Raw genomic sequence first — 25,683 nt, 5'->3', positions numbered from 1 at the left:
CAATCACGATTTTGCAGCCTTTTGCCGTGCCAAAGCGGAATCCACGTCACTTACGCCCAGAAGACTGACCACCAGACGCAGCAGCGAATCTTCCTCGCTGGTGCGGTGCCCATCGGCCAATGCCACGGACCACAGCGCCTGAACGACCGCAAGCCGATCTTCATAGGCAACCGCCTCTTTGATGGCTCGGGTAAAGCGGACGGTGTCCGGGGCCTCGGCCTCAAGATCTTCGGCGTGGGCACGCAGGGCGGCGCATTCGAACGGGGACAGGCCATAGCGTTGCGCCGAAATTCGGTCGATACGGGCCATTTCGGTATCGGAATAGTCATTGTCGGACCGCGCCAGACGCACCAGCAGGGCCGTAAGGGCCAGGCGGGCATCATCGTCGACAAGAGGATCGGGCTGAGGCTGCGTAAGCCTGGAAAGAAACTCACTGAACATGCGTTAGATATAGCGAGCGTCTAACCCACATCCAAGCGGCTTTGAACGCGTTCACGCGCAGCCTTGCTGTCGTTAAAGCTTAACCCCATGGCAACGCGGGCTTCCTCGACGATTTTCACCTCGCCTTCGTCGGTGTTTCCATCTGCCAGGACAACTTCCCACAGCGCATCCAGAGCGGCCAGGCGTTCCTTCAGATCCGTGGTCTCGCGGATCAGCTTGCCGAAGGTATCGGTATCCGGCGCGGCCGCATGAAGCTTTTCGCAAGTGGCGCGCACCTTGGCTGCTTCGATTGCGTTATGCTGGTAAAGACGGGCCAGGATTTTGTCGATCAGGCGGATCTCTTCCAGCTTGTAGTCCCGATCAGCCTGCGCCACGCGCACCATGAGCGCGCCCAGAGCAAGTTCGGCATCCGGGTCCGGAAGATGTTCATGCTGGGGCGGTCTGAGCGCCTGAAGGAACTTTTTCAACATGGTAAAAGATTATTCCATATTTTGTGGTGCGCCAAGCGTAGTCTACCCGTCATAGCCCTGAATGATCACAAGATCGCCCATCGATACCGGGGCGCGCAGTGCTTTGGCTTTCTGGTATGCTTCGCTTTCGTAACAGGCAAGCGCATCCTCATAGCTGGGAAATTCGATCACAACGGTCCGGGCGCGCGCTGCGCCTTCCTTCACTTCGCGCTTTCCTCCGCGTGTCAGAAAGCGCGCACCATAAGCTTTAAAGGGCTCCGCATTTGCAGCAATGTAGGTCTTGTACGTGTCCATGTCGTCCACATCGACATGTGCAACCCAATAGCCTTTCATCAGGCTTGCCTCCTGTTCGGTTTCAAAAGCAGGGTGATGAGAAGTGGCGGCAATTGCAATCCCACAACTTCAGGGTGATCAGTCGCGGTAGTGAATAGCGGCGTGTGCCTGATCTGTTAACCACTTGATCATCTGACGATAAGGAACCGGGCCATAGCTGACGCGCGCAACCCCCAGTTCAGCTAGGCGGAGAGTGCCGGGGGTGCCGGGCAGGGCGATGATGTTGACTGGCAGGTTGGTACGCTCGCACAGATGGCCGATCATCGCCTCGTCTTTCAGCCCCGGAGCAAAAAATCCGCTGGCACCCGCTGCCTCATAGGCCGAAGCACGGGCAATGGCGTCGTTCAGCATGGCCTCATCATGTGTTTCTGCCGGGGCCTTCAGGAAAATGTCAGTTCTTGCGTTGACATAGGCAGGTATGCCCACGTCTTCGCAGGCCGCGCGCATGGCTTCGATACGTTTGGCCTGAACCGCTGTATCGTACAGCCCGTCGCCGCCGATGATCTGATCTTCGAAGTTGAAACCAACCACGCCGCAATCCAGCGCACGCTTGACGTTTTGCGCAATGCCCTGTGGATCTTCGGCATATGCCCCTTCGAAATCCAGTGTCACCGGAAGATCAACCGCTGCAACGATGCGGCGCGCATTGTCCAATGCGGTCTCAAGCGGGATGTTCTGACCGTCGCCAAAACCCTGTGCCATGGCGACAGGTGCGCTGCCTGTGGCAATGGCTTGCGCGCCAGCATCCCGCACCGCGCCGGCACTGCCGGCATCCCAGATGTTGAACAGAATGACGGGGTCGCCCTTTTTGTGAAGGCTGGCAAAGGTCTTCGCGCGTTGGGATTGATCGCTCATCGAGGCTCTCCTGTCGTGGTGTGATCAACAGTTAACCCCATGAGGGCAGACCGAGTAGAGGTTTTTTTGCTCGGCAGCGTCACATTGAAGTGACGGAAACTGCACGGCCCGGTCCATGGCAAGATGGTCCGGGCCATGCTGGTGCATGGACAAGCGGCGGTGCGTGCCTCAGGCTTCTTCTGCCGCGCCGGATACAAATTTTGCGCTGAAGTTGGCCTCACCCAAACGCTTCAACAGGTTCAGCTGAGTGTCCAGCCAGTCCTTGTGGCCTTCTTCTTCCAGCAAGATGCGTTCGAACAGGGTCCTTGACCCGACATCGCCGACCTCGGCGGCCTGCAACGCGGCCTTGGTATAGAAGTCGACTGCCTCGGTTTCATCCTTCAGGTCCGCGGCAAACATGTCTTCCAGAGACCCCGCTGCGACTGGACTTTTCTGAAACGCAAGCTCGGGCACGCCGCCAAGGAACAGGATACGCTCGATGAACGCGTCGGAGTGACCCAATTCTTCCTGCATTTCAGCGCGCATTTTTTCGGCAAGGATGTCCAGCCCCCAGTCCTCCAGCACATGGGCATGCAGCTGGTACTGGTGCGCTGCCGTCAGCTCCATATGAAGCGCTTGCTGGAGGTTGGTAATCGTTGTTGCGTTGCTCATCGGAAATCTCCTGAAACTCTGAACGGCATAGAGCCTGCGAAGCAGAAATTCTGCTTGCACATACAGTTAAGAGATCAGCCCGCACAAAACAACGCGGGGTGACAGTCCGACACAGCCCAGGGTCAGACCAGGCGAGAAGTGTCTTTCGCAGCGCGCACGAAATCGCGGAACAGGGGATGCGGGTCGAACGGTTTGGACTTCAGTTCCGGGTGGTACTGCACGCCGATGAACCATGGGTGATCTGACCATTCTACGATTTCTGGCAGGCGTCCGTCCGGCGACATGCCCGAGAAGTTGAGCCCGGCCTTTTCAAGCTGCTCACGGTACTTGATGTCCACTTCATAGCGGTGACGGTGGCGCTCTTCGATCTGTGTGCCGCCATAAACTTCAGCGACTTTCGATCCTTCTGCCAGCACCGCATTGTAAGCGCCCAGGCGCATGGTGCCGCCCTTGTCGTCACCGACCTTGCGTTCGACCTTGTGATTGCCCTGCACCCATTCCTTCAGATGGTACACGACAGGTTCAAAACGTTTCTTCCCGGCTTCGTGGTCGAATTCTTCCGAACCAGCTTCCTTGATGCCAGCCGCATTTCGGGCGGCCTCGATCACGGCCATCTGCATCCCAAGGCAGATGCCCAGATAGGGGACTTTGTGCTCGCGCGCATATTGTGCGGCCTTGATTTTGCCCTCTGTGCCGCGTTCGCCAAAGCCTCCGGGGACGAGGATGGCGTGGAAACCCTCAAGATGGGGGGCGACGTCTTCGTTGTCGAACACCTCGGCGTCAACCCATTCGACCTTGACCTTGACCCGGTTGGCCATGCCGCCATGGGTCAGCGCCTCGGCAATCGATTTATAGGCGTCTTCAAGCTGCGTATACTTGCCTACGATGGCGACCTTCACTTCGCCCTCGGCGTTGTGGATGCGGTCGCTGACGTCTTCCCATTTTGCCAGATCGGGTTTGGGCGCTGGGCTGATCTGGAACGCGTCCAGAACGGCCTGATCCAGACCTTCGCGGTGATAGGCCAGCGGCGCGTCATAGATGGTGCTCAGGTCCTGCGCTGCGATCACGCTGTCGGGGCGCACGTTACAGAACAGCGCCAGTTTCTCGCGCTCCTTGGTCGGGATCGGACCTTCAGAGCGACAGACCAGAATATCCGGCGCCAGACCGATCGAGCGCAGTTCCTTCACCGAGTGCTGAGTCGGTTTGGTTTTCAGCTCGCCCGAGGCCTTGATATAAGGCAGCAGCGTCAGGTGCATGAAGATGCACTGCCCGCGCGGCTTGTCCTGACTGAACTGGCGGATCGCCTCGAAAAACGGTAGGCCCTCAATATCGCCCACGGTGCCACCGATTTCGCACAGCATGAAATCAACCTCATCCTCGCCGATGGCGATGAAATCCTTGATCTCGTTGGTGACGTGCGGGATCACCTGAATGGTCTTACCCAGATAGTCCCCGCGGCGTTCCTTTTCGAGCACGTTGGAATAGATCCGCCCCGAACTGACCGAGTCGGTCTTGCGCGCGGCCACGCCGGTGAATCGTTCGTAATGGCCCAGGTCCAGATCGGTTTCGGCCCCATCATCGGTGACGAACACTTCGCCGTGCTCAAACGGCGACATCGTCCCTGGATCGACGTTCAGATACGGGTCCAGCTTGCGCAGCCGTACCGAGTACCCCCGAGCCTGCAACAAGGCGCCCAACGCCGCCGAAGCCAGTCCTTTGCCCAAGGACGAAACCACACCACCAGTGATGAAAATAAATCGCGCCATAGTTTTTCGGCTGCTCCCGTGAGACGTCAAAATCAGCTGCCCGACGGTTTCGAAAAACCGCTGCATCACGGGACTTCACGTATAAAGGATTCGCGCCAAAAGCGCAAGAGAACCGCAAGATGCTGTTGCAGTCCTCTTCCATGTTTCTAGGTTTTGTAGGTCAGTCGGCCTGCGGGATCAGTGGCGCGTTGTCGCCCTGTGCAGGCGGCAGAAGGTCATCCGCCGACGGAATTGCCGGAGTATTTTCTTCGTTTGAAGCCGGAGCCGGCACGCCCAAACGGTCGATCACCGAGCTGCCCGAAGATTTCTGCGCCGCCAGAATGGTCAGCGTGATCGAGGTCACGATGAAGCAAGCGGCAAGGATCCAGGTCAGTTTGCCCAAAGCGGTCGCTGCTGCACGGCCTGTCATGGCTCCGCCACCACCGCCACCCATGCCAAGGCCACCGCCTTCGGACCGCTGCATCAGAACAACGGCAATCAAGCCTAGGGCCAAAAGAAGGTGGATGATGAGAACGACGTTTTCCATGGTGTTCCTGTACAGCGTGGCGTGTATCGCGTGGTATCTATGCAAGTTTGCCAGCGGGGGCAAGTGAGGAGTTCGCATCACTGCACGTGATATGTCATATCACGTCAAAGGGACTGGACAGAACGCCGATGCGTGACGCAGGCTGCGGCCCATGCCTCATGACGACCACGACCACCCGCACGCCCTTTTGCCGCCCGAACCCGCGCTTCGCATCAAAGCGCTGGAAACGATTCTGACCCGCAAGGGCTTGATCGACCCGGCGGCTCTGGACGAAATCATAGACACCTATCAGAACAGGATTGGCCCGCAGAACGGCGCGCGGGTGGTTGCCAAAGCCTGGAGCGACCCAGCTTTCAAGGCCGCTCTGCTGGAAGACGCCACCTCGATGGTCGCGGATCTTGGTTACTATGGACGCCAGGGCGAACACATGGTTGTTGTCGAGAACACGCCAACCCGACACAACATGGTCGTCTGCACCTTGTGCAGCTGCTATCCTTGGCCGTTGCTGGGTATCCCGCCGGGCTGGTACAAATCTGATGCCTACCGTGCCCGAGCGGTGCGTGAACCCCGCAAGGTACTGGCCGAATTCGGCCTCACCCTGCCTGAAGACTCTTCGGTGCGGGTGTGGGATTCGACCGCCGAGGTTCGCTATCTCGTTCTGCCGATGCGTCCCGATGGAACTGATGGGATGAGCGAGGAGGCGCTTGCCGCACTTGTGACACGTGACAGCATGATCGGCACGGGTTTGCCGAAGGCCCCTTCATGACCCGCGTTCACGATATGGGCGGCCGCTTTGGAGATGGTCCGATAAATCCCGAGGCCGAGGACGCGCCGGTTTTTGCCGAAGACTGGCACGCACGGGCGCTGGCAGTGACACTTGCATCCGGCTTTCTGGGGCAGTGGAATATCGACGTATCCCGCCACGCAAGGGAACGGTTGTCGCCAAAGGACTATACCCGGTTTTCATATTACGAGAAATGGATTTCGGGCCTGGCTGACCTGTTGGTAGAACACGGCGTTCTTTCCCTGGATGACCTGCGCAGCGGCGGAGAGGATGGGCCGCATCCGTTGGCAGAACGGATGCTCAAGGCGGACGCCGTGTCAGCCGCTCTGGCCAAAGGTGGACCGGCGGACAGATCTTCGAACGTGGCGGTGCAGTTTTCTGTCGGTCAACAGGTGGTCACGACCCGTCCGGCGGGAAATCGCATTGTGGATGGCGGGCACACACGCCTGCCGAATTATGCGTCCGGTGCCAGGGGGCGAATACTGCGCCTGCACGGAACCCATGTCCTGCCCGATTCCAATGCTCATGGGCTGGGCGAAGCGCCTGAACCGATCTATGCCGTGGTCTTCCCCGCATCGGAACTTTGGACCAGCCCGGAGCATCCGGATGACGAAGTGGTACTGGATCTCTGGCAAAGCTATCTGGAACCGGCATGAGCGGCTGCAACGAACATTCAGCCCCAGAACCGGTGTTTGCCGAACCCTGGCACGCTCAGGTCTTTGCCGTCACCGTTGCCCTGAACGAGGCCGGGCGGTTCGAATGGGCGGATTGGGCGGCCCGGTTCTCGGACACGTTGAAGCGCCACGGGCTCGCGCGAGAGCTGGACGGCGGCGACGACTATTTCCGTGCATGGCTGGAAACGCTCGAAGGGTTGCTGGCCGAGCAGGGCGTCTCGTCGCCGCAGGAGGTGAAAGGGCTACATAAATCTTGGGAAAAGGCTTATCTGACGACACCTCATGGGCAACCGGTGCATCTGCGTTGATGCCGGGCAGGGGGCTCTGCCCCCGCCGCCCGTTCCGTTCGGCTCCCCCGGGATATTTTCAGCCAGATGAAGCAGGGGATCCGCTTTTCATCTGGCCATAAATATCCCCGCCGGAGGCATCGCGTGTTCGCGCGATTTTCATCTGCGGCGAAATATCGGTTTCCCTGCCGTTTCCGCCCAGCTATATGAGCCGGGTTTGATAACTCAGCGCAAAAGGACCGGATATGGCCAACGTGGTTGTTGTCGGCGCCCAGTGGGGTGACGAAGGAAAAGGCAAGATCGTCGACTGGCTCAGCGAACGGGCGGACGTGATCGCGCGTTTTCAGGGCGGGCATAATGCCGGACATACGCTGGTGATTGATGGCGAAGTTTACAAGCTGCACGCTCTGCCGTCCGGTGTCGTGCGCGGCGGTAAGCTGAGCGTCATCGGCAACGGCGTGGTGTTGGACCCTTGGCATCTGGTCAAGGAAATCGCGACCATCCAGGCACAAGGTGTAGAGATCACCCCCGATACGCTGATGATTGCCGAGAACACCCCGTTGATCCTGCCGATCCACGGTGAATTGGATCGCGCTCGTGAAGAGGCGGCCAGCAAGGGGACCAAGATCGGCACAACAGGTCGTGGGATTGGACCGGCCTATGAAGACAAGGTCGGGCGTCGTTCTGTTCGTGTCGCGGATCTGGCGGATGAAGCCACGCTCGAGGCTCGGGTGGACCGTGCTTTGCAGCACCATGACCCGCTGCGCAAAGGTCTGGGAATCGAACCGGTCGACCGCGACGCGCTGATTGCCCAATTGAAAGAGATCGCGCAGAGCATCCTGCCTTTTGCCGCACCTGTGTGGAAAGTGCTGAACGAAAAGCGCAAAGCCGGAAAACGCATCCTTTTCGAAGGGGCGCAAGGCGCGCTGTTGGACATCGATTTCGGCACCTATCCATTTGTGACCTCGTCCAACGTGATCGCAGGCCAGGCCGCGACAGGGGTGGGGATTGGACCGGGATCGATCGACTTTGTGCTGGGGATTGTAAAAGCCTACACCACCCGTGTCGGCGAAGGCCCATTCCCGACCGAACTTGAGGATGCGGATGGTCAGCGCCTTGGGGAACGCGGGCATGAGTTCGGAACAACGACAGGTCGCAAGCGCCGCTGTGGCTGGTTTGATGCGTGCCTGGTCCGTCAGACCTGCGCGACCAGTGGCGTGAACGGTATCTCATTGACAAAGCTGGATGTTTTGGACGGGTTTGAAACGCTTAAAATCTGCACCGGATATGAGCTGGATGGCCAACGGCTGGACTATCTGCCCACCGCGGCCGATCAACAGGCACGGTGCACCCCCATCTATGAAGAAATGCCGGGCTGGAGCGAATCCACTGAAGGCGCGCGCAGCTGGGCCGAATTGCCCGCCAACGCAATCAAGTATGTGCGCCGGGTGGAAGAGCTGATCGAATGCCCTGTGGCCCTTTTGTCCACCAGCCCGGAGCGGGACGACACCATTCTGGTGACCGACCCGTTTGCAGATTGATGAACAAAGAGCAGAAAACAGGCCTGAGCTACAAAGCGCGCCGGCGCTGGTCGTTGGTTATACTTGTGATCGGCCTGCCACTTTACATTGTGGCGGTGGTGACGGTTTTGAACTGGCTGGAGCGCCCCCCGATATGGGTGGAACTTCTGGTCTATATCGTTCTTGGCATTCTTTGGGCCCTGCCGTTCAAGTTCGTTTTTCGCGGCGTTGGCAAAGAGGACCCGGATCAATCCTGAGCCGGGTTTGGCACTGCAAAAGATTAAGCGGGCAAACGCCGTGCGTGTAAACGCGCGCAATTATACGTGGGTTCTGTGACTTTGCTGAATTGAGCCGGGCTATTGCTCGGACCAAGGCGGCTGGTCGGGCCCGGCACAATGGGCAACGCTGGGTCGTGTTTAACAGCGGGCGTTTGTCTCTGGACGTGCCATAGCAAAAGGGCCGGGGTTCACCCGGCCCTTTTTGTCAATTGGCGCGGCAGTCAGCCGACTGCGCGCTCATCATCAGGACGGAAGCCGATCAGGTCAGAGGCCGCAAAACGGCCGCCGCCGGCTTTTTCGATTTTTCCATCGCGCAGCAGCTGTCCGAAGGAACGCAGGCTTTCTTCGCGATTGAACTCATCCTGCTTCAAAGAACGAACCTTGTTCATCAGTTGCGGGCGCGAGAATTGTTGCTGTCCTTCGATGAAAGACAGGTAGGCCGCGGCCGCTTCAAGCAGGTCCTGAAGCGACTGTGCGCCCTGATCTTGTGCGAATTGCGCAAAACCGCCTTCTTCCGACCCGGTTTCTTCTGCCTGAGTGGTCACGCGACGCGGCATCACGGGGCCGTTGGATTCGCTTTGATCGTCCACGCGCTGCTCGGCAACCAGTTTCAACGGAGCCGGAGCATCTGCTTCCGGGCGTATGCTGGTCACGTTTACTTCGGGGCGGCGCGGGCTGACCGCTGACGCAAGATCAACGCGATACTCATCAACAGGCGAGGTGTTCGGGGCCGGTTGGTCATCACGGTCGGCCTCGGTCGCGGCAACGGCGGTGCGAAGGTGCGAATAGGTTTCTCGCGCGTCGCTGCTGGACGGATCCTCCATATGTTCACCGGTTTTGGCCATCAGTCGCGAGATATCCTGATCAGGATCGGCGTCATCCGTCAGTTTTTGGCTAGAACGGCCTGCCATGTCTTTTTCGATTTCGGAAATCTCGGACAGCAGCTGAATTTCGTCCTCTTCCGACAATACTCCTTGCGCCTGATCGTCTTGCGGCTCGTCACTTGCTTCATCTTCGGATTCGATCGCCACGTCTTCGACGTTGAGGATGTTTGGAACATCCTCCTCGTCGATTTCCTCGTCGGTATCCTCTTCAAGATCCGAGAACAGGGGCTCAGCAGGAAGCTGCGCGGAGTCGGTTGCGACCTTGATATCTTCATCCCGCAGGTGGTCGGGGGTCAGCTGCACCTGCTGTTCGGAATTGCTTTCGATATTCGGCTCGGCGGATTCGAAGGCCTGGTTTTCAGATACTGCCGGCGCGTCGTCTTGTACGTCTTCGGCGCCAAGCGCTTGCAGATCCTCGATTTCCGAAGCCTCGGGCTGGGCAGGTTCAGCAAAGTCTTCTTCGTTGAGAGCGCCTGCTTCGAACGCGGCGGCCACGGCGTCCACCGGGGGGGTGGTGTTGGCCAGCAGCGAAGATTCCTCGTCTTCGGAATAGGCAGTGGGGGGGACGTCCGAATGAGAAACAACGGCCCGGATGCGTTGCAGTTTTGCGGCAATGCTGTCGGCCGGCGGAGATGTGGTGGCGTCGACGGCCTCCGCGTCTGTGAACGCGGTCTGCCCCGGGCTTGCTTGGGTATATTCGGGAAGGGGGGTGGTCACAGCATCTGCATTTTGCGCTTGCGGGCCCGCTGCGTCAGACGCCACCGGTGCCGGGGCTTCGGTGTTTGGAGCGGCACGCAGCAGGAGCCCGGATTCGTTTTGGCTGGCTTCGACGCGTTGCGATGCGTCGCGGCGTGCGATACGGGTCAGCATTTCGGCGTCTGGTTGTGGAGGCTCTGAGCCGAAGTAACGATCATCCGCGGCAAGATCGCGGAAATATTCGGCAATGGCTTTCATCGTTTCAAAGGAATCGTCGAATCCTTCCAAAGTGCAGGAGAAGGTTCCATATGAAACGGTTAATACCTTGTTATTCTGTACCATCAGACGCACGTCCTTTACAAACTACGAGAGCCCACTTACCCGGAATCGGGAGCACACGAAGGCTCTGAACTTTATGCATGAACCTATCATTTTGTGGTCTTAATGTGTCCAAATCCGGGAAAAATGGCCAATCTTAGGAAAAATGAACCAATTGTACGCTCTGCCGATCCAATCGGGCTGTTTGGGGGTGGTTTTGTTGGTTCCGAGGACCTGAATTTGGTGCTGAACCGCGTCACTTCTGTCGTAGCGGCGGATGGTGGGGCGGCAGTTCTGACAGAATCAGGCCGGATTCCGGACGCGGTCATCGGGGATTTCGATTCGCTGGACAAAGCAACAAAAGCCAAAATCCCGTCTGACCGGCTTTTTGCCATTCGTGAACAGGACAGCACCGATTTCGACAAGGCCTTGCGCAATGTGCAGGCTCCACTGGTTTTGGGGGCCGGTTTTCTGGGCGGACGGCTTGATCATCAGCTTGCTGTTCTGAACGTGCTGGTCAGACGTCAGGAACAGGCCTGCATTCTGCTGGGCGCGCATGAGGTGGTTTTTCACGCGCCTCGCCAAATCCGGCTGCCGGTTTTGCCCGGGGATGTGGTGTCGCTGTTTCCAATGCGCCCTGTGACCGGGCGCAGCACCGGGCTGGAATGGCCCATCGACGGCCTGCGGTTGCAACCGGACGACCGGGTGGGCACCTCTAATCGCGCGCTGTCAGTGGTTGAATTGCAGATGGATGGCCCGGGCCTGTTGGTGATGGTTCCCCGCGCCGCACTCGATCCGCTCATGCAGGTGTTTCTGTCGGGGCAGAGCGAGCGGTGGCCCGTTCGCGAAGAATAACGTACAAACCGGCGGCGACGGTGATCATGATCCCAACCGCTGCCAGTCCGTCAGGCAGGTCGCTGAAGATTGCCCAGCCAATCAGGGTTGCCACCGGGATTTCCAGATATTGCATCGGGGCCAGCGTGACCGAAGGTGCATAGCGCAGCGACCATGTCATCAGCAGATGCGCGACAGTTCCCAGAATACCGATAGCGATCAGCAGCCAAAACATGTCGGGGGCGGGCAAGGCGGCTGACAGGTTCCAGATACCAAGCGATGTTCCGATCACAAGGACAGGAACCAGCCCCACAGTGGCCATGACACCAGACACCGCCTGCAAGGAAATCGGATCAGTTTCCTTGGCGATTTGCCGCGTGACCAGCATGAAAAGGGCAAAGACCACGGCAACGATCAACGGCAGCAGGGCAGGTAAGCCCACCTCGGCAAAGCTGGGCTGGAGGACCAGAAGTGTGCCGATGAAACCGACGATGCAGGCCACGAGGCGCCGCGCGCCGACCTCTTCGCCCAGAACGTATCTGCCCAGCAGCAACATGATGAACGGCATGACAAAGGCAATGGCGATGGCATCAGCCAGGGGCAGGAACTGCAACGCACTGAACATCGCGGTTATGCCGATGATGTGCAGCAGCGTGCGGATGACTGTCAGGCGCAGGATGCGCCCGTGCATCCGCCAGGGCCGGCCTGTCATCATCACCAGCGGAATGAGAATCAGCGCTTGCACCGCGAACCGGGCTGCAACCAGCAAACCCAACGGTGTCGTTTCGCCCAACAGCTTTGCCATCGCATCCCCCAAGGGTGCAAGCACGCAAAAACCGAGCATCAAAAAGATGCCCAAGACGGGACGATCCTGAGTCATGCGCGCGACGCTATCTGCTTCGCGGCGCAGTGGAAAGGTCGAATGTCAGGCGTCGGGCAGGGGGTGAACCTTTGTGTAATCCGGTCCGGTGCAGGTGGGCAGGTTGTCATCCAGATGCAGCCAGCTCAGTCTTTCCTCATGAGCCACGTGCAATGTGGGCTGCATTGCCTCGGGGGTCTCCAAAGTGGCGACGTATAGATGCAGCACATCCGACATTTTGGCCGAGCGGAACGAGATTGGCGTGCCACAATCCGGGCAAAAGCTGCGCTCGACTCCGGGCGAAGAGTTGAAGCGTTTCGGCTCTTCTCCGATCCAGCGCCAGTGACCGTCACGAACCGCGAAATAGGTTGTCATCGGCGCGGCGCATTGGCGTCGGCAGCTGTCGCAATGACAGGTGACGCAGGACAGGGAAGGAGGGTCGATCTCGTACTTGATGCTGCCGCAGAGGCAATGTCCACGCATATCGACCCCCATTTGTTGCGATATCAGCAGTTTGGCACGTTCACGGCCAATCCGCCAAGCGAGGTTTCCTTGTATTTTTCGTGCATGTCATGGCCGGTCTGACGCATCGTCTCGATCACCGCATCCAGCGGCACGAAATGCTCTCCATCCCCGCGAAGGGACAAAGACGCAGCGGACACAGCCTTGATGGCCCCCAGCCCGTTGCGTTCGATACAGGGCACCTGAACCAGCCCGGCGACGGGATCGCAGGTCATGCCCAGATGATGCTCCAACGCGATCTCGGCGGCGTTTTCAACCTGTTCGGGCGTACCGCCCATCACGGCGCAGAGCCCCGCCGCGGCCATGGCTGATGCGCTGCCGACCTCGGCCTGACACCCCGCTTCGGCCCCCGAGATGGACGCATTGTATTTGACCAGCCCGCCAATCGCGGCCGCGGTCAGAAGGAAATCTTCGATATGGTTCTCCGAGGCACCGGGAACGTGGTCCAGATAATAGCGCAGCACCGCAGGAAGAACGCCCGCTGCCCCGTTGGTCGGTGCCGTTACGACTTGCCCACCGGCGGCGTTTTCTTCGTTGACCGCCATGGCGTAGACGCTCATCCAGTCGTTGATCGTGTGCGGCGCGGTCAGGTTCATGCCGCGTTCGGCGATCAGCGCGTCATAGATACCCTTTGCCCTGCGTCGCACTTTCAGCCCGCCGGGCAGAATGCCGTCGGTCCTCAAACCGCGTTCGATACAGGCATTCATGACGTCCCACAGACGAGCGCATCCTTTGGCGAAACTGTCGGCGCAGCCGCGCGCGATCTCATTGGCGCGCTTCATCTCGGCGATGGTTTTGCCGCTGGACTTGGCCATCTCAAGCATTTCAGCCGCGGATTTGAACGGGAACGGCACCGGTGCGCCCTCATCCGTTGCCTTGCCTTCGGCCAGTTCTTCTTCGGTCAGGACAAAGCCGCCACCGATGGAATAGAATACCTGGCGCAGGATCACGTCCCCCTGCGCGTCCGTGGCCATCAGGATCATCCCGTTGGCGTGTCCCGGCAGGTTGGTGTCATAGTCGAAGATCAGGTCTGTTTTGGGATCGAACTGAAGCGTCGGCAGGCCGTCGGGGGTAACCGTGTGCGTCTTGGCGATATCCGCCAATGCGGCCTCGGCCTTGCTGTTGTCATAGGTGTCCGGAACAAAGCCGGCCAGGCCCAGAATGGTTGCCCGGTCGGTCGCATGGCCTACGCCGGTAAAGGCGAGCGAGCCATGCAGCGAGCCCTTCAGACCCGCAAATTCGAAAGGTGAAGCACGCATCATATCCAGAAAGCGCGCCGCTGCCACCATGGGGCCCATGGTGTGTGAGGAGGACGGGCCGATGCCCACTTTGAACATATCGAAGACAGAGAGGAACATGTCAGGTAGCTGAGCCTTCTAAGGGGTTGGCGTAAATAGGAGAGGTGTACGGTGCGGGGCCCAGGCCCTCGGCCACGATGGCCGTGTGGGTGGCAGGGCGTGTCTCGAGCTGTGCCAGGATGGTTTGCAGGGTCGGGGTGTCAGACAGCGCATACCAACTGCGATTTGCATCGGCCGGATACAAGGCCATCCAACGCATCATGCAGGCGACATAATAGGTCAGAACCGACGGGCATTCCGCGCAAAACCAGGCTGGCGCGCGTTTTGCCAGCGCGTCCAGCAGTTGCAGGTGCTGCTTCAAACGGGGTCGGATGCCTGCACGCAGGGTATCAGCCTGTGGCGGGGTGATGTATTTCTCGGCATAGAACAGAATGCGCAGATCGGCGTGCAGCGTGTTGGACGCAAAGAACAGCCATTTCAAAAACTCGGTGCGTTCGGGGGCGTCTGCCGCCGGGGCCAGTTGCCCGTGGCGCTCGGACAGCCACAGCAGAATTGCCGCCGTTTCAAAGATCGGCCCTTGCGGAGTTTCAAGCACCGGGATCAGCCCGTTGGGGTTCAATGACCTGTACGCCGCGCTGTCCTGTTCGTTTCGACGGCGATCGACCAGCACAGCTTCATAGGGCACACCCATTTCTTCCAGCACCAGCCGGATCACCAGCGAGGCGTTGTCAGGGGCGTAGTGCAGGCGGTATCGGTTCAACATGCGGGCAATCTATATGACAAAGATGAGGGCGTAAGACATGATTGCGACGTTTCCGATAGGAAACGCGCAGTCTTCAGGCATCTTTACGCTTGCCGAACCGCAAAATGTGGTCGCAGTCGCGCGGCGCATTCCCTATAACTCCGGCAGGCCAAACTGGGAAAGCTGCCATGACCGGAGAACTGTCGCCCATCGACACCGCAAAATACGTGGCCGCATGTCGTGCCGCCGAGATGGTCGAGGACGGCATGCGCGTGGGTCTTGGAACGGGATCCACTGCGGCCTGGCTGGTCCGTCGTTTGGGCGAACGGGTGCAAGACGAAGGTCTGCGGATCAAGGGCGTTCCCACGTCCACCCGCACCGCGCAGCTGGCACGCGAAGTCGGGATCGAAGTCACTTCTCTGGATCAGGCCGGGTGGCTGGACATGACCATCGACGGCGCGGATGAATTCGACCCTGACCTGAACCTGATCAAGGGCGGCGGCGGCGCGCATTTGCAGGAAAAGATCGTTGCCACGGCCAGCGATCAGATGGTTGTCATCGCAGATGCCGGGAAAGAGGTGGAAACGCTGGGTGCTTTCCCCTTGCCGGTCGAGGTTGTTCCATTTGGCTGGCAAACCACGCGAACACTGATCGAAGAAGCGCTGGACGCGATGGATGTACTTGGAACCTCGTCGGCGCTGCGTATGAATGGCGCGGCCCCGTTCGTGACGGATGAAGGCAATCACATTCTGGACCTGCACCTGAAACGCATCGGCAATCCCCGTCAGATGGCCCTGATCCTCAACCAGGTTCCTGGCGTGGTGGAAAACGGCCTGTTTATCGATATTTGTGACAAGGTCATCATCGGCCACGGCGACGGGCGGGTCGAACTGCGGGATATCAACGCGGGCACCCTGGAACTGGATCAGCTGCTGAGCGGATCCCGTGAAAACCTGTTTTCCGACCAAACGGACTGAGTTTTATGCAAGCCAATCGGACAAGCGTCGGCAAAAGATCGAAAATTCCGCGCCCGGGGGTTGGCACCGGGGTTTTCGCGCCCAGATATCCAGAGGAATTTTGCAAGTTGAACGAAGGAACCCGGCATGAGCTTTGACTATGATCTTTTTGTCATCGGCGGAGGCTCGGGCGGGGTCCGGGCGGCACGCGTGGCGGCGGGTGAAGCCGGTGCAAAGGTCGCGCTGGCTGAAGAAGACCGCTATGGCGGCACCTGTGTGATCCGGGGCTGCGTGCCTAAGAAACTGATGGTCTTTGCCAGTGAATACTCGGGCATGATCGAAGATGCGCAAGCTTATGGTTGGGATGTTCAGCCCGGCCCGTTTGACTGGGACATGTTTCACGGCAAACTGGTTGCCGAACTGGACCGGTTGGAAGGGATTTATCGCAGCATCCTGAAAAACAACGGCGTTGAAAGCTTTGATCAGCGCGCGCGCCTGGTGGATGCGCACACGGTCGAGCTGGCCGATGGCACCCGAAAAACCGCCAAACACATCTTGATTGCAACAGGCGGTCGACCGGTGGTGCCGGACTTCCCGGGATCGGATCTTGCGATCACGTCGAATGAGATTTTCCATCTGGACAAGCTGCCCGAAAGCATTCTGATTGTTGGTGGCGGTTATATCGCCAGCGAGTTTGCCGGGATCATGAACGGTCTGGGTGTCAAGACCACGCAATTCTACCGCGGTGCGCAGATCCTGCGTGGCTTTGATGAAGAAGCGCGTGGACTGATCTGCGAAGAGATGCGCCAGAACGGCATCGATGTCCGTCTGGGCACCAATGTGCTGGAAATGGCCAAAGATGGCGACCAGATACGTGTAAAGGCGACGGACGGCACCGAGGATCGTTTTGACGTGGTCATGTACGCCACGGGCCGGGCACCGAATGCCGATAACCTCGGGCTGGAAGAGCTGGGCGTTGAACGTGGGCGCAAGGGCGAGATCGTCGTGGATGAATACAGCCAGACCGCCGTTCCGTCGATCTATGCCATTGGCGATGTGACCGACCGGGTCAACCTGACACCCGTGGCCATCCGCGAGGGTATGGCTTTTGTGGAAACCGTCTTCAAAGGCAACCCAACCCCTGTGGATCACGCGCTGATCCCAACCGCCATTTTCACCCAACCGGAATTCGGCACAGTCGGCCTGAGCGAGGAAGAAGCCTCGGCCCAGGAACCGATCGAGGTGTATGCCACTTCGTTCAAACCGATGCAGAAGGCGTTTGCCGGTGGCACGCAACGGGTTCTGATGAAACTGATCGTGTCTCAGGCCACGCGCAAGGTACTGGGTTGCCATATTGTCGCCCCCGGAGCAGGAGAGATGATCCAGCTGGCCGGAATTGCCGTAAAGATGGGCGCGACAAAGGAAGAATTCGATCGCACGGTTGCAGTACATCCCGTTATGGCGGAAGAACTGGTGACAATGCGGCAACCTGTACGCTGTGCTTGATTTGCAAGCGCGCGCACACAAGTTACAAGTGTGCCCGTGATCACACGGGCCTAAACGAAGGAATTGATACATATGGCGGGCAACAGCGGTGGCCCCTGGGGGGGCGGAGGCTCATCCGGAGGTGGAGGAAATCGGGGCAACAACGGTGACGGGCGCAAGCCCCCCGAAGGCGAAGGCCCGCAGATCCCCGAGATTGATGAGCTGATGAAAAAAGGCCAGGAGCAGCTGCGCGTCCTGATGGGCGGTCGCGGCGGCGGCGGCCGTGGTGGCAGCGGTCAGGGCGGCGGCGGTCCGGCGTTCTCGAAGGGCACGGTTGCCATCGGCCTTGTCATCGCGGCGGGTTTGTGGGCCGCGGCCAGTTTCTACACCGTCAAGCCCGAAGAACAGTCAGTTGAGCTGTTTCTGGGCGAGTTCTCGGCCGTGGGTAATCCGGGTCTGAACTTTGCGCCATGGCCGTTTGTCACTGCCGAGGTGATTCCGGTCACCCGCGAACAGACCGAAGATATGGGCGGCGCCCGGGGCAGCGACGATGGCCTCATGCTGACCGGCGACGAAAACGTGGTCGATATCGACTATCAGGTCGTCTGGAACATCAACGACCCGGCCAAGTTCCTGTTCAATCTGCGTGATCCGCGTCAGACGATCCGCGCCGTGTCGGAATCGGCGATGCGCGAGATTATCGCGCAGAGCGAGCTGGCACCAATCCTGAACCGGGATCGCGGTATCATTGCCGAACGCCTTCAGGAACTGATCCAGACGACGATGGACAGCTACGATTCGGGTGTAAACATCATCCGCGTGAACTTTGACAAAGCCGACCCGCCGCAGGACGTGATCGCCGCCTTCCGCGATGTTCAGGCCGCCGCGCAGGAGCGTGACCGGCTGCAAAACGTCGCCGACGCCTACGCCAACCGGGTTTTGGCTGAGGCGCGCGGTGAAGCTGCCCAGGTACTGGAAGAAGCCGAAGCCTACCGCGCACAGCAGATCAACAGCGCTATGGGTGAGGCTAGCCGTTTCAGCGCGGTTCTGGAAGAATATTCCAAAGCGCCTGATGTGACCCGCAAACGTCTGTACCTGGAGCGGATGGAGCAGGTTCTAGGTGACGTGGACAAGATCATTCTGGACGAAAACTCGACCGGATCGGGGCAGGGCGTCGTGCCTTACCTGCCGCTGAACGAACTGCGCCGCAATTCCGGACAGGAGAGCAACTGATGCGTAAAGCGACCTTTATTCTGCCGATCGTTTTCATCGCGATTGTTGGTGTACTGTCCTCGATCTTTATCGTGGATGAACGTGAGCGCGCGTTGGTTCTGCAATTTGGCCGCGTTGTTGCGGTCAAGGAAGAGCCGGGTCTGGCGTTCAAGATCCCGCTGATACAGGAAGTTGTCCGCTATGACGACCGGATCCTGTCCATCGACGTTCAGCCGTTGGAGGTTACGCCTCTGGATGATCGCCGACTGGTGGTTGATGCCTTCGCCCGCTATCGGATTTCCGATCTGGAACAGTTCCGTCAGGCCGTTGGTGTGGGTGGTATTCCGGTCGCTGAAGACCGTCTGGATCGTATCCTGCGCGCTGAAACCCGCGAAGTACTGGGTTCGGTGTCCTCGCGTGACATCCTCAGTTCAGACCGTGCCGCGCTGATGCTGCGCATCCGCAACAGCGCGATTGCCGAAGCGCGCGCGTTGGGCGTGAATGTGATCGACGTGCGTTTGAAGGCGACCGACCTGCCTCAGGCCAACCTTGAGGCCACGTTTGACCGGATGAAAGCCGAGCGTGAGCGTGAAGCCACCGATGAACGCGCACGTGGTAACGAAGCCGCGCAGCGCGTGCGGGCGCAGGCCGACCGGACCGTGGTGGAACTGGTGTCGGACGCCAACCGCGAGGCCGAGATCATTCGCGGTGAAGCTGACGCCGAACGCAACGCCATCTTTGCAGAAGCGTATGGTGCAGACCCGGAGTTCTTCGAATTCTACCGTTCGCTGACCGCGTATGAAAATGCGCTGCAAGGTGGTAATAGCTCAATGATCCTGAGCCCGGATTCCGAGTTTTTCAACTACCTCGCTTCACCAACCGGACGGCGGGCACCGGCGGCTGCGGCGTCTGAATAATGGGTATGATCCTTCTGGCTTTCGGGCTGGTACTGATTGTTGAGGGGCTGGCCTATGCGCTGGCCCCTTCGCTTATCGAGCGGATGCTGGAAGCCTTGCGGGACATGCCAGAGCAAGCCCGGCGCCTGGTCGGATTGCTGTGTGTGATCAGCGGGCTGATCCTGCTTTGGGGCGCGCAACACCTGGGATTTTGACGCTGCGGTTTCACTTGCCGGTGATTTCGTTGCGATCCCGAGTTGCTCGTGGGGTCAAACTGACTACATTGGTTTGTAAGAAAGGCCGTGAACAAGCGGTCTTGGCGTGAATGTCGACAAGGAGAGCTCTAGTGCAGGCGAAAGCGCGCAGTGTATCCGTCCGGTGGGACGAAGTGAGTGTTTGGATGCGGCTTATGTGGCTGGCCTTTGCCGGTTCATTGCTTTTGCTGGCGCAATCGGCGATGGCACAGGCCAGGGGCGAAAGCCTGGCACCACTGGCCGAGAAAGTCAGCCCGGCGGTTGTGAACATCACCACCAGCACCCTGATCGAGGGCCGGACTGGCCCGCAGGGCATCGTGCCCGAAGGTTCTCCGTTCGAAGATTTCTTTCGCGAGTTCCAGGACCGAAACGGCGGAGATAACGACAACGCGCCGCGTCGCAGCAATGCGCTGGGGTCGGGGTTCGTGATCTCGGAGGACGGTTTCATCGTCACGAACAACCATGTAATTGCCGAAGCTGATGAGATCCTTGTGGAATTCTTCCCCGGCGATGGCCAGCCCAAGAAAGAACTGGTGGCCAAGGTTATTGGAACGGACGAGAAAACAGATATCGCGTTGCTCAAGGTCGAGGCTTCGGGCCCGCTGAAATACGTGAAGTTCGGCAACAGCGACGTCGCGCGCGTGGGTGACTGGGTTATCGCCATGGGCAACCCGCTTGGGCAAGGCTTTTCGGTATCGGCAGGGATCGTTTCAGCCCGCGACCGAGCGCTGAGCGGAACCTATGACGATTACATTCAAACGGACGCGGCGATCAACCGGGGCAACTCGGGCGGGCCGCTGTTCAACATGGAAGGCGAAGTGATCGGTGTGAACACCGCAATCCTGTCGCCTAACGGCGGTTCGATCGGCATCGGATTCTCGATGGCGTCGAATGTTGTCGTGAAGGTCGTGGATCAACTGCGGAAATATGGCGAGACCCGTCGGGGTTGGTTGGGCGTCCGCATTCAGGACGTAACCGAGGACATGGCCGAGGCCATGGGTCTGGAAAAACCTGGCGGCGCGCTGATCAGCGATGTACCGGACGGCCCCGCCAAGGAAGCTGGGTTGAAGGCGGGTGACGTGATCCTCAGCTTTGATGGCGTCGAGGTGGAAGACACCCGAGGTCTGGTGCGTCAGGTCGGTGAAGCAGAAGTTGGCAAGTCGGTCAGAGTGGTCGTGCACCGCGACGGCGGAACCCAGACCGTACTTGTGACACTAGGGCGTCGGGAAGATGCGGAACGCGCTGACAATGGCGAGGAGGAACCGCAGGAAGCTCCGATTGAGGAGAATGCGGATATTCTGGGCCTGACGATTTCCCCCCTGACCGATACGCTGCGTGCAGATTTGGGGCTGGATGGTGATGCAGACGGCCTTGTGATTACAGATGTCGATGAAGCATCTGAGGCGTATGCCAAGGGAATGCGGGCAGGTGATCTGATCACCGAAGCAGGCCAGCAAAAGGTGGAAACCATCGGAGATCTCGAAGCCCGTATGGAAGAATCGCGCGAAGCTGGTCGCAAATCTCTGCTGCTGTTGGTGCGCAGGGGCGGCGATCCGCGTTTTGTGGCGCTGAGCCTTGAGAACTGATTGAACAGGCCGGGACAACCTCCCGGCCTTTTTTATTGCGGGCCAGACCGGGTATCACCGCCACGCAAAAAATGAGCCACACGCAGTGAATGCGTATGGCTCAGATACAGGGAGAGGTCAGTGGACAGATATCGGGGATGATTCTCTGACCTCCTACGGTAACAATCTCACGTTAGGTCAAAGCGTAATCGATGGTCTGTGAACAAGATCACACCGGATCAAATAAGATCTGAATCAGCCAGTTCTCGCAGGGCTTCAAAATCCTGGATCAGCAAACCGCCACGAGAGGCTTCGACCATGTTGTCGCGTTTCCAGATCGAGATGGTTTTGGATACTGCCTCGCGTGTGGCACCGACAAATTCGGCCAGTTCGCTCTGCGACAGGGTGATGCGCGCGGCCGGGTCGTCCTGTAAACTGGACAGGTGCAGCAGCTTGCGGGCCAGCCGAATAGGCATGGGCAGAAAGACCTGCTCGTTCAGTTGCAGCCCCATCCATCGCATCCGCAATCCGGCCAGACGGATCATATCCACGGCAAGGTCAGGCTGTTGTCTGATCTGGTTCATAACGTCGTTGCGGCGCACACGCAGTACACGCGACTGTTCTGCCGCCGCAATGGTGGCCGTACGCGGACCATTGTCGAACAACGCGATCTCACCAAAGACTTCGCCGGGGCGCATCAGGGTAAGCGTCAGTTTGCGGCCGCTCATGGCCAGAAAGGAAACCTCTAACGTGCCTTCCAGAATGGCATAGAGAGAGTCGCCCTCGTCACCTTGTTCAAAAAGTATTTCACCTTGGGACAGAGATATGTCGGTCGCTTGCGCCGAAAGCATTTCTCTGAGCCCGTCGGAGGCTTCGGAAAGGAAGCCGCTGTTGGGAAAGGCCGTCATGTGTGCACCGATCTTGGGCAAGCTGTGAGTGTGGGTGGTGGCACAACTTCCCATAGCTCGGCGCTCAAGCCAAGAATTTTGTTTGTTTTGGCAGGTCTGGCGGGTGCAGGGGCCGTTATTTCTGCTCGGGATCGTCCATATAGCGTTGCAGAATGCTGAACTGAAGCATCAGGAAGGCCATCAGAGCGATGGGAAAGCCGAAGGTCTCGATCTTGACCCACAGATCCGTCGACATGGTGCGCCAGACGAATTCGTTTGCGGCGGCCAGAACGGCGAAACAGGCGCACAGGCGGCGTGTCAGGATCATCCAGCCTTCGTGCTTCATCGGCAGCATCTCATCCAGCACATAGGCGAGATAGGATTTTTTCTGCATCAGGCCAATGCCGAGGATCAAGGCAAACAGACCATAGACAAGTGTGGTTTTCATCTTGAAGAACCGCTCGTCATTGAACCAGGCCGTGAGACCGCCGAAGAAAATCACCATGAAGGCCGTGAAGATCTGCATCCGGCTGAGTTTGCCGGTCAGATACCACAGGATACCCATTGCCCCCAGCATCAGGGGGACAAAGATAATCGTGGCGACAATGAAGCCGGAATACTCGATGCCGCCGATCAGAAAACTGTCGTCGCGCAGGCGCAGGTAGATGAAGAAGAAGGCCAGCGGGGGGCCAAGTTCCAGAATCTGTTTCAGAAACGGGTTGATGTCTTTTTTGCCTGTCATCTGTACTTCCTGCTGCTTATCCGCCCATTTCAACTATTACGGCGCCAAGTGCAATCAATGCCATCAGGGCAATGCGTCTTGGGCCAACCGTTTCCTTTAGCGCAAGCCAGCCGATCAGCGCAGCGAAGACTGTTGAGGTTTCGCGCAGAACGGCTGCTTCACCGACCTTATCCAGCCGGGTGGCCAGCATGATTGCCCCGAAGGACAAAGGAGCGATGATACCGCCAGCGAGGCCGCGCAGCATCAGCGGGCCAGGTGCAGGTCTGTGTGCCATCACGCGCCACCTGAGATATGCGTAGATCGGCATGGCCGCGCCGTCGATCATGAAGAACCAGGCCAGAAAGGTGAACGGATCGGCGGTGGCGCGAATGCCATAGGCGTCATAGGTGGTGTACAGGGCCACAAACAGGCCAGTGATGATCGCCAGTGTCAGCGCGATACCCAGCGTATCCCTGTTGGTTTCCAGGAACCTGAAGTTGTAGGCGGCCAACCCAAATATCCCGGCCAGCAAGGTGGCCACGCCCAGCCATTGAACGGCCGAGAATGTTTCGCCGAACAGAAGATAGGCACCGATGACGGTGAACAGCGGACCCGTACCGCGCACCACCGGATAGACGACGGTGTAAGAGCCTTTGGTATATGCCATGGCTTGCAGGGTTTTGTAGGCGATGTGGATCAGCCAGACGAGCGCGAAGATCGGCCACATATGAGGTTCGGGCCAGGGCACCACGAAAAAGGCGAAGGGGGCGGCCATGAGGCAATAGCAGGCGTCGATGGCGCCGCGGGACAGCCACGGGTCGTGTCTGCCTTTTTGCAGTGCACCGAAGACCGCGTGCAGGAACGCCGCCATCAAAGCCAGCGCCAATGCCAGCTGGTGTCCGGCTTCGGTGCCTTCGAGAGAGATCAGCCAGTCGCTCAAATACGCGGACCTTTTGCGGAGCGGAGAAGGTGGGGGGCTGTCTGCCCCCCCACACCCCCCGAGGATATTTGGGGCCAGATGAAGCCTAAGATCAGCCTTTGTCGAGACCGGTGAGGGCGGCAGCGAATTCTTCGGGGTCGAAAGGGGCAAGGTCGTCGATCTGTTCGCCGACGCCGATCGCGTGGATGGGCAACCCGAATTTGTCCGCCAAGGCAACAAGAACACCGCCCTTGGCCGTGCCATCCAGCTTGGTCATGACCAGACCGGAAACGTCCGCCAGTTTGCGGAACGTTTCCACCTGGCTCAGCGCGTTCTGACCGGTGGTGGCGTCGAGTACGAGCAAAGTGTTGTGCGGAGCAGTGTCATCAACCTTGCGGATGACGCGGACGATTTTGGCGAGTTCCTCCATCAGGTCGGTGCGGTTTTGCAGGCGGCCCGCCGTATCTATCATCAGCAGATCAGCGCCCTCTGCCTGTGCACGGGTCAGCGCGTCAAAGGCGAGGCTGGCGGGGTCCGAGCCTTCGGGGGCGGTCATAACCGGAACTCCGGCGCGATCACCCCAGACCTGCAACTGTTCCACGGCCGCAGCGCGGAAGGTATCGCCGGCGGCGATGACGACCTTTTTGCCGGCCTCTTTGAACTGGCTGGCCAGTTTTCCAATTGTCGTGGTCTTGCCCGAGCCGTTGACGCCGACGACCAGTACCACTTGAGGTCGTTTGGGATAGATCGGCAGAGGCTTGGCCACAGGCTCCATAACGCGGGCGATTTCTTGTGCCAGAAGTTGCTTGATCTCTGTGGTCGACAGTTTGCGGCCAAAGCGGCCCTCGGCCATGTTCGATGTGACACGCAAGGCTGTGTCGACGCCCATGTCCGAGGCGATCAGCAGTTCTTCGAGCTGCTCCAGCATGTCATCGTCCAGGGTGCGGCGCATTTCCGTGACGGCGCCTCGATTGAACAGGCGGTTCAGGATGCCCTTGGCTTCCGGTATTTCCGGCGGTGGAGCGACAGGCGTGGGGTCAGCCGGGATCGGTGCCGGCGGTTCAGCCGGTTGCGGGGCCGGGGCAGGCTCTGGCACTTCTGGAACCGGTTGCGGATCGAGCTGCGGCTGGGGGATCACAGGGTCCGGAGCCGCCGTCTCCTCGCCGCCATCCTCGACGATGGCTTCCAGCCCTTCTTCAAGACGAGATGAAGATTTGAACAGCTTGTCCTTTAGCTTTGAGAAAAACGCCATACTTGGTCTCCACAGGTGTTCCCTTCACCTAATGCGGATTTGCGGCAGTTGCAAAGGGTCACGCAAATGCAAGGACAAAGCCAAGCTGAGCACCCCAGTAAAGGGGCCATACAAGATAGGGCGTCACCTTGAGGGCCGGATGGTGTGGCGGCAGCAGGAATTTCTCGGTTGCGAGGATCAGATCTGACGCGATGAAGGCCATGGCGGCGGGAAAGGCCCACCGAAGGGGACCGGTATCCGGCAGTGCCAGCACCGTGACCCCCATGCCAAGAATGATGGGGATATATGCCAGAACGGGCCCCTTCAGGTCTCCGGCGCGGGGCGCGAGCAAAGTGGCCATGATGATGCCCAGAATGATCAAGGACCATACAATCGCAGGCGCGCTGAGGATCAGCCCGGCAGAACTGATCGGCTGAGTCAGGAACAGAGCGATATAGGTCAGATGCCCGGCGGCAAATGCGGCGATGCCCATCATGAAGGTGGCATCTGTTTCGCGCGACAGCAGGGCGTCGCCTGTCGCACATAGAGCGAGCGCAAGAACCAACAGCCAAGGCTCACCGTTCATGATGGCGATGACCGCCAGTAGGGCGACTGATGCGGTTTTCAGTACAGTGCGCAAAGAACCGACGGGCCAGGAGGTCAGTGGCAGGTAACCAAGGGCGCAGCCACAGGCGATCCAGAACAGTAGGGTTGTCATGTCATCTCCTCGCCGGTTCAGAATGATCTGATCTGGGGCGTGGCGTGAAATCAACCGCTTACGTTGAGTTAAGCGCCTTGTGAAGGCACCGGTTCAACAGG

Annotated in this window: 29 protein-coding genes; 12 read left to right on the top strand and 17 right to left on the bottom strand. The window is 59.1% G+C overall.

All coding sequences use genetic code 11. The features are described from left to right. Positions 1 to 3 precede the first annotated feature (3 nt). From ACR0LI_RS07560 to secG, 7 genes are all read right to left on the bottom strand, one after another. Positions 4 to 441 carry a tellurite resistance TerB family protein gene (locus tag ACR0LI_RS07560; protein WP_480619092.1) on the bottom strand — a complete coding sequence of 146 codons (438 nt, stop codon included), beginning with the start codon at positions 439 to 441 and terminating at the stop codon, positions 4 to 6. A 20-nt stretch (positions 442 to 461) separates the two neighbouring features. Next, the gene (locus ACR0LI_RS07555; RefSeq protein ID WP_171633393.1) at positions 462 to 911 is read right to left on the bottom strand and encodes a tellurite resistance TerB family protein; all 450 of its coding nucleotides are present in this window, start codon (positions 909 to 911) and stop codon (positions 462 to 464) included. A 42-nt stretch (positions 912 to 953) separates the two neighbouring features. Next, complete coding sequence (locus tag ACR0LI_RS07550; protein ID WP_209833731.1) at positions 954 to 1,247, bottom strand: DUF1330 domain-containing protein; 294 nt, start codon at positions 1,245 to 1,247, stop codon at positions 954 to 956. Between the two features lie 75 nt (positions 1,248 to 1,322). Continuing rightward, positions 1,323 to 2,099 (bottom strand): isocitrate lyase/PEP mutase family protein, encoded by a 777-nt coding sequence (locus tag ACR0LI_RS07545; protein WP_209833468.1) that lies wholly within the window; start codon positions 2,097 to 2,099, stop codon positions 1,323 to 1,325. 168 nt (positions 2,100 to 2,267) lie between these two features. Beyond that, the gene (locus ACR0LI_RS07540) at positions 2,268 to 2,750 is read right to left on the bottom strand and encodes a bacterioferritin (RefSeq protein ID WP_152457573.1); all 483 of its coding nucleotides are present in this window, start codon (positions 2,748 to 2,750) and stop codon (positions 2,268 to 2,270) included. Between the two features lie 122 nt (positions 2,751 to 2,872). Then, the gene (locus ACR0LI_RS07535; RefSeq protein WP_209833466.1) at positions 2,873 to 4,516 is read right to left on the bottom strand and encodes a CTP synthase; all 1,644 of its coding nucleotides are present in this window, start codon (positions 4,514 to 4,516) and stop codon (positions 2,873 to 2,875) included. 160 nt (positions 4,517 to 4,676) lie between these two features. Beyond that, positions 4,677 to 5,042 (bottom strand): preprotein translocase subunit SecG, encoded by a 366-nt coding sequence (secG, locus tag ACR0LI_RS07530; RefSeq protein ID WP_171723509.1) that lies wholly within the window; start codon positions 5,040 to 5,042, stop codon positions 4,677 to 4,679. A 151-nt stretch (positions 5,043 to 5,193) separates the two neighbouring features. On the opposite strand from secG, the gene nthA reads away from it, so the two are divergent. The 5 genes from nthA (at position 5,194) to ACR0LI_RS07505 (ending at position 8,564) form a co-directional block, all read left to right on the top strand. Beyond that, complete coding sequence (nthA, locus tag ACR0LI_RS07525; protein ID WP_480718268.1) at positions 5,194 to 5,808, top strand: nitrile hydratase subunit alpha; 615 nt, start codon at positions 5,194 to 5,196, stop codon at positions 5,806 to 5,808. Further along, positions 5,805 to 6,482 carry a nitrile hydratase subunit beta gene (nthB, locus tag ACR0LI_RS07520; protein ID WP_171723508.1) on the top strand — a complete coding sequence of 226 codons (678 nt, stop codon included), beginning with the start codon at positions 5,805 to 5,807 and terminating at the stop codon, positions 6,480 to 6,482. Before nthA ends, nthB begins: the two co-directional genes overlap by 4 nt. Further along, entirely contained in the window at positions 6,479 to 6,808 is a 330-nt protein-coding gene (locus ACR0LI_RS07515) for a nitrile hydratase accessory protein (protein ID WP_171723507.1), read from the top strand. The genes nthB and ACR0LI_RS07515 overlap by 4 nt, the downstream gene beginning before the upstream one ends. A 224-nt stretch (positions 6,809 to 7,032) precedes the next feature. Beyond that, the gene (locus tag ACR0LI_RS07510) at positions 7,033 to 8,328 is read left to right on the top strand and encodes an adenylosuccinate synthase (protein ID WP_171723506.1); all 1,296 of its coding nucleotides are present in this window, start codon (positions 7,033 to 7,035) and stop codon (positions 8,326 to 8,328) included. Further along, on the top strand, positions 8,328 to 8,564 hold the full coding sequence (locus ACR0LI_RS07505; protein ID WP_171228487.1) for a DUF2842 domain-containing protein: 237 nt from the start codon (positions 8,328 to 8,330) through the stop codon (positions 8,562 to 8,564). The genes ACR0LI_RS07510 and ACR0LI_RS07505 overlap by 1 nt, the downstream gene beginning before the upstream one ends. Before the next feature lie 242 nt (positions 8,565 to 8,806). Here the strand turns inward: ACR0LI_RS07505 and ACR0LI_RS07500 are convergent, their stop codons facing one another. Beyond that, positions 8,807 to 10,507, bottom strand: a complete 1,701-nt coding sequence (locus ACR0LI_RS07500; RefSeq protein WP_480718267.1) for a hypothetical protein — start codon at positions 10,505 to 10,507, stop codon at positions 8,807 to 8,809. A 123-nt stretch (positions 10,508 to 10,630) separates the two neighbouring features. Here ACR0LI_RS07500 and ACR0LI_RS07495 point away from each other — a divergent pair, with 123 nt between their 5' ends. Beyond that, positions 10,631 to 11,338, top strand: a complete 708-nt coding sequence (locus ACR0LI_RS07495; RefSeq protein WP_171633369.1) for a thiamine diphosphokinase — start codon at positions 10,631 to 10,633, stop codon at positions 11,336 to 11,338. Here the strand turns inward: ACR0LI_RS07495 and ACR0LI_RS07490 are convergent. The 4 genes from ACR0LI_RS07490 to ACR0LI_RS07475 are packed head-to-tail and all read right to left on the bottom strand — an operon-like array spanning position 11,283 to position 14,759. Continuing rightward, positions 11,283 to 12,197, bottom strand: coding sequence for a DMT family transporter (locus ACR0LI_RS07490; RefSeq protein ID WP_480718266.1), 915 nt, complete (start codon positions 12,195 to 12,197; stop codon positions 11,283 to 11,285). The two genes, ACR0LI_RS07495 and ACR0LI_RS07490, sit on opposite strands and share 56 nt — an antisense overlap. 45 nt (positions 12,198 to 12,242) lie before the next feature. Next, positions 12,243 to 12,659 carry a GFA family protein gene (locus tag ACR0LI_RS07485; RefSeq protein WP_171633363.1) on the bottom strand — a complete coding sequence of 139 codons (417 nt, stop codon included), beginning with the start codon at positions 12,657 to 12,659 and terminating at the stop codon, positions 12,243 to 12,245. Between the two features lie 23 nt (positions 12,660 to 12,682). Next, positions 12,683 to 14,056 carry an L-serine ammonia-lyase gene (locus tag ACR0LI_RS07480; protein WP_480718265.1) on the bottom strand — a complete coding sequence of 458 codons (1,374 nt, stop codon included), beginning with the start codon at positions 14,054 to 14,056 and terminating at the stop codon, positions 12,683 to 12,685. A gap of 1 nt (position 14,057) precedes the next feature. After that, positions 14,058 to 14,759, bottom strand: coding sequence for a glutathione S-transferase family protein (locus ACR0LI_RS07475; protein WP_480718264.1), 702 nt, complete (start codon positions 14,757 to 14,759; stop codon positions 14,058 to 14,060). Between the two features lie 167 nt (positions 14,760 to 14,926). On the opposite strand from ACR0LI_RS07475, the gene rpiA reads away from it, so the two are divergent. The 6 genes from rpiA to ACR0LI_RS07445 all read left to right on the top strand — a co-directional run bounded on the left by rpiA (position 14,927) and on the right by ACR0LI_RS07445 (position 21,127). Next, complete coding sequence (gene rpiA, locus ACR0LI_RS07470) at positions 14,927 to 15,715, top strand: ribose-5-phosphate isomerase RpiA (protein ID WP_480718263.1); 789 nt, start codon at positions 14,927 to 14,929, stop codon at positions 15,713 to 15,715. 126 nt (positions 15,716 to 15,841) lie between these two features. Then, entirely contained in the window at positions 15,842 to 17,200 is a 1,359-nt protein-coding gene (gene gor / locus ACR0LI_RS07465) for a glutathione-disulfide reductase (protein ID WP_480718262.1), read from the top strand. A gap of 72 nt (positions 17,201 to 17,272) precedes the next feature. Then, positions 17,273 to 18,412: an FtsH protease activity modulator HflK gene (gene hflK / locus ACR0LI_RS07460; protein WP_480718261.1), complete on the top strand. Its 1,140-nt coding sequence runs from the start codon at positions 17,273 to 17,275 to the stop codon at positions 18,410 to 18,412. Beyond that, on the top strand, positions 18,412 to 19,308 hold the full coding sequence (hflC, locus tag ACR0LI_RS07455) for a protease modulator HflC (protein ID WP_171633347.1): 897 nt from the start codon (positions 18,412 to 18,414) through the stop codon (positions 19,306 to 19,308). Before hflK ends, hflC begins: the two co-directional genes overlap by 1 nt. After that, positions 19,308 to 19,502 carry a DUF2065 domain-containing protein gene (locus ACR0LI_RS07450; protein ID WP_171633344.1) on the top strand — a complete coding sequence of 65 codons (195 nt, stop codon included), beginning with the start codon at positions 19,308 to 19,310 and terminating at the stop codon, positions 19,500 to 19,502. The genes hflC and ACR0LI_RS07450 overlap by 1 nt, the downstream gene beginning before the upstream one ends. 110 nt (positions 19,503 to 19,612) lie before the next feature. Then, positions 19,613 to 21,127, top strand: coding sequence for a Do family serine endopeptidase (locus ACR0LI_RS07445; protein ID WP_209833451.1), 1,515 nt, complete (start codon positions 19,613 to 19,615; stop codon positions 21,125 to 21,127). Positions 21,128 to 21,345: 218 nt separating this feature from the next. On the opposite strand, the gene ACR0LI_RS07440 is transcribed toward ACR0LI_RS07445, so the two are convergent. The 5 genes from ACR0LI_RS07440 to ACR0LI_RS07420 all read right to left on the bottom strand — a co-directional run bounded on the left by ACR0LI_RS07440 (position 21,346) and on the right by ACR0LI_RS07420 (position 25,582). Continuing rightward, a complete protein-coding gene (locus tag ACR0LI_RS07440; RefSeq protein ID WP_171633338.1) occupies positions 21,346 to 22,014 on the bottom strand; it encodes a Crp/Fnr family transcriptional regulator in 669 nt (222 codons plus the stop codon). A gap of 115 nt (positions 22,015 to 22,129) precedes the next feature. Further along, positions 22,130 to 22,735, bottom strand: coding sequence for an inner membrane-spanning protein YciB (locus tag ACR0LI_RS07435; RefSeq protein WP_171633335.1), 606 nt, complete (start codon positions 22,733 to 22,735; stop codon positions 22,130 to 22,132). Between the two features lie 16 nt (positions 22,736 to 22,751). After that, the gene (locus tag ACR0LI_RS07430; RefSeq protein ID WP_171633329.1) at positions 22,752 to 23,654 is read right to left on the bottom strand and encodes an EamA family transporter; all 903 of its coding nucleotides are present in this window, start codon (positions 23,652 to 23,654) and stop codon (positions 22,752 to 22,754) included. 91 nt (positions 23,655 to 23,745) lie between these two features. Beyond that, positions 23,746 to 24,885, bottom strand: a complete 1,140-nt coding sequence (ftsY, locus tag ACR0LI_RS07425) for a signal recognition particle-docking protein FtsY (protein ID WP_480489886.1) — start codon at positions 24,883 to 24,885, stop codon at positions 23,746 to 23,748. Positions 24,886 to 24,943: 58 nt separating this feature from the next. Further along, the gene (locus ACR0LI_RS07420) at positions 24,944 to 25,582 is read right to left on the bottom strand and encodes a lysoplasmalogenase (protein ID WP_480489889.1); all 639 of its coding nucleotides are present in this window, start codon (positions 25,580 to 25,582) and stop codon (positions 24,944 to 24,946) included. Between the last annotated feature and the right edge of the window lie 101 nt (positions 25,583 to 25,683).

The organism is Ruegeria sp. CL7 (assembly GCF_056536445.1).
This window is presented reverse-complemented; position numbering and strand designations above follow the sequence as displayed.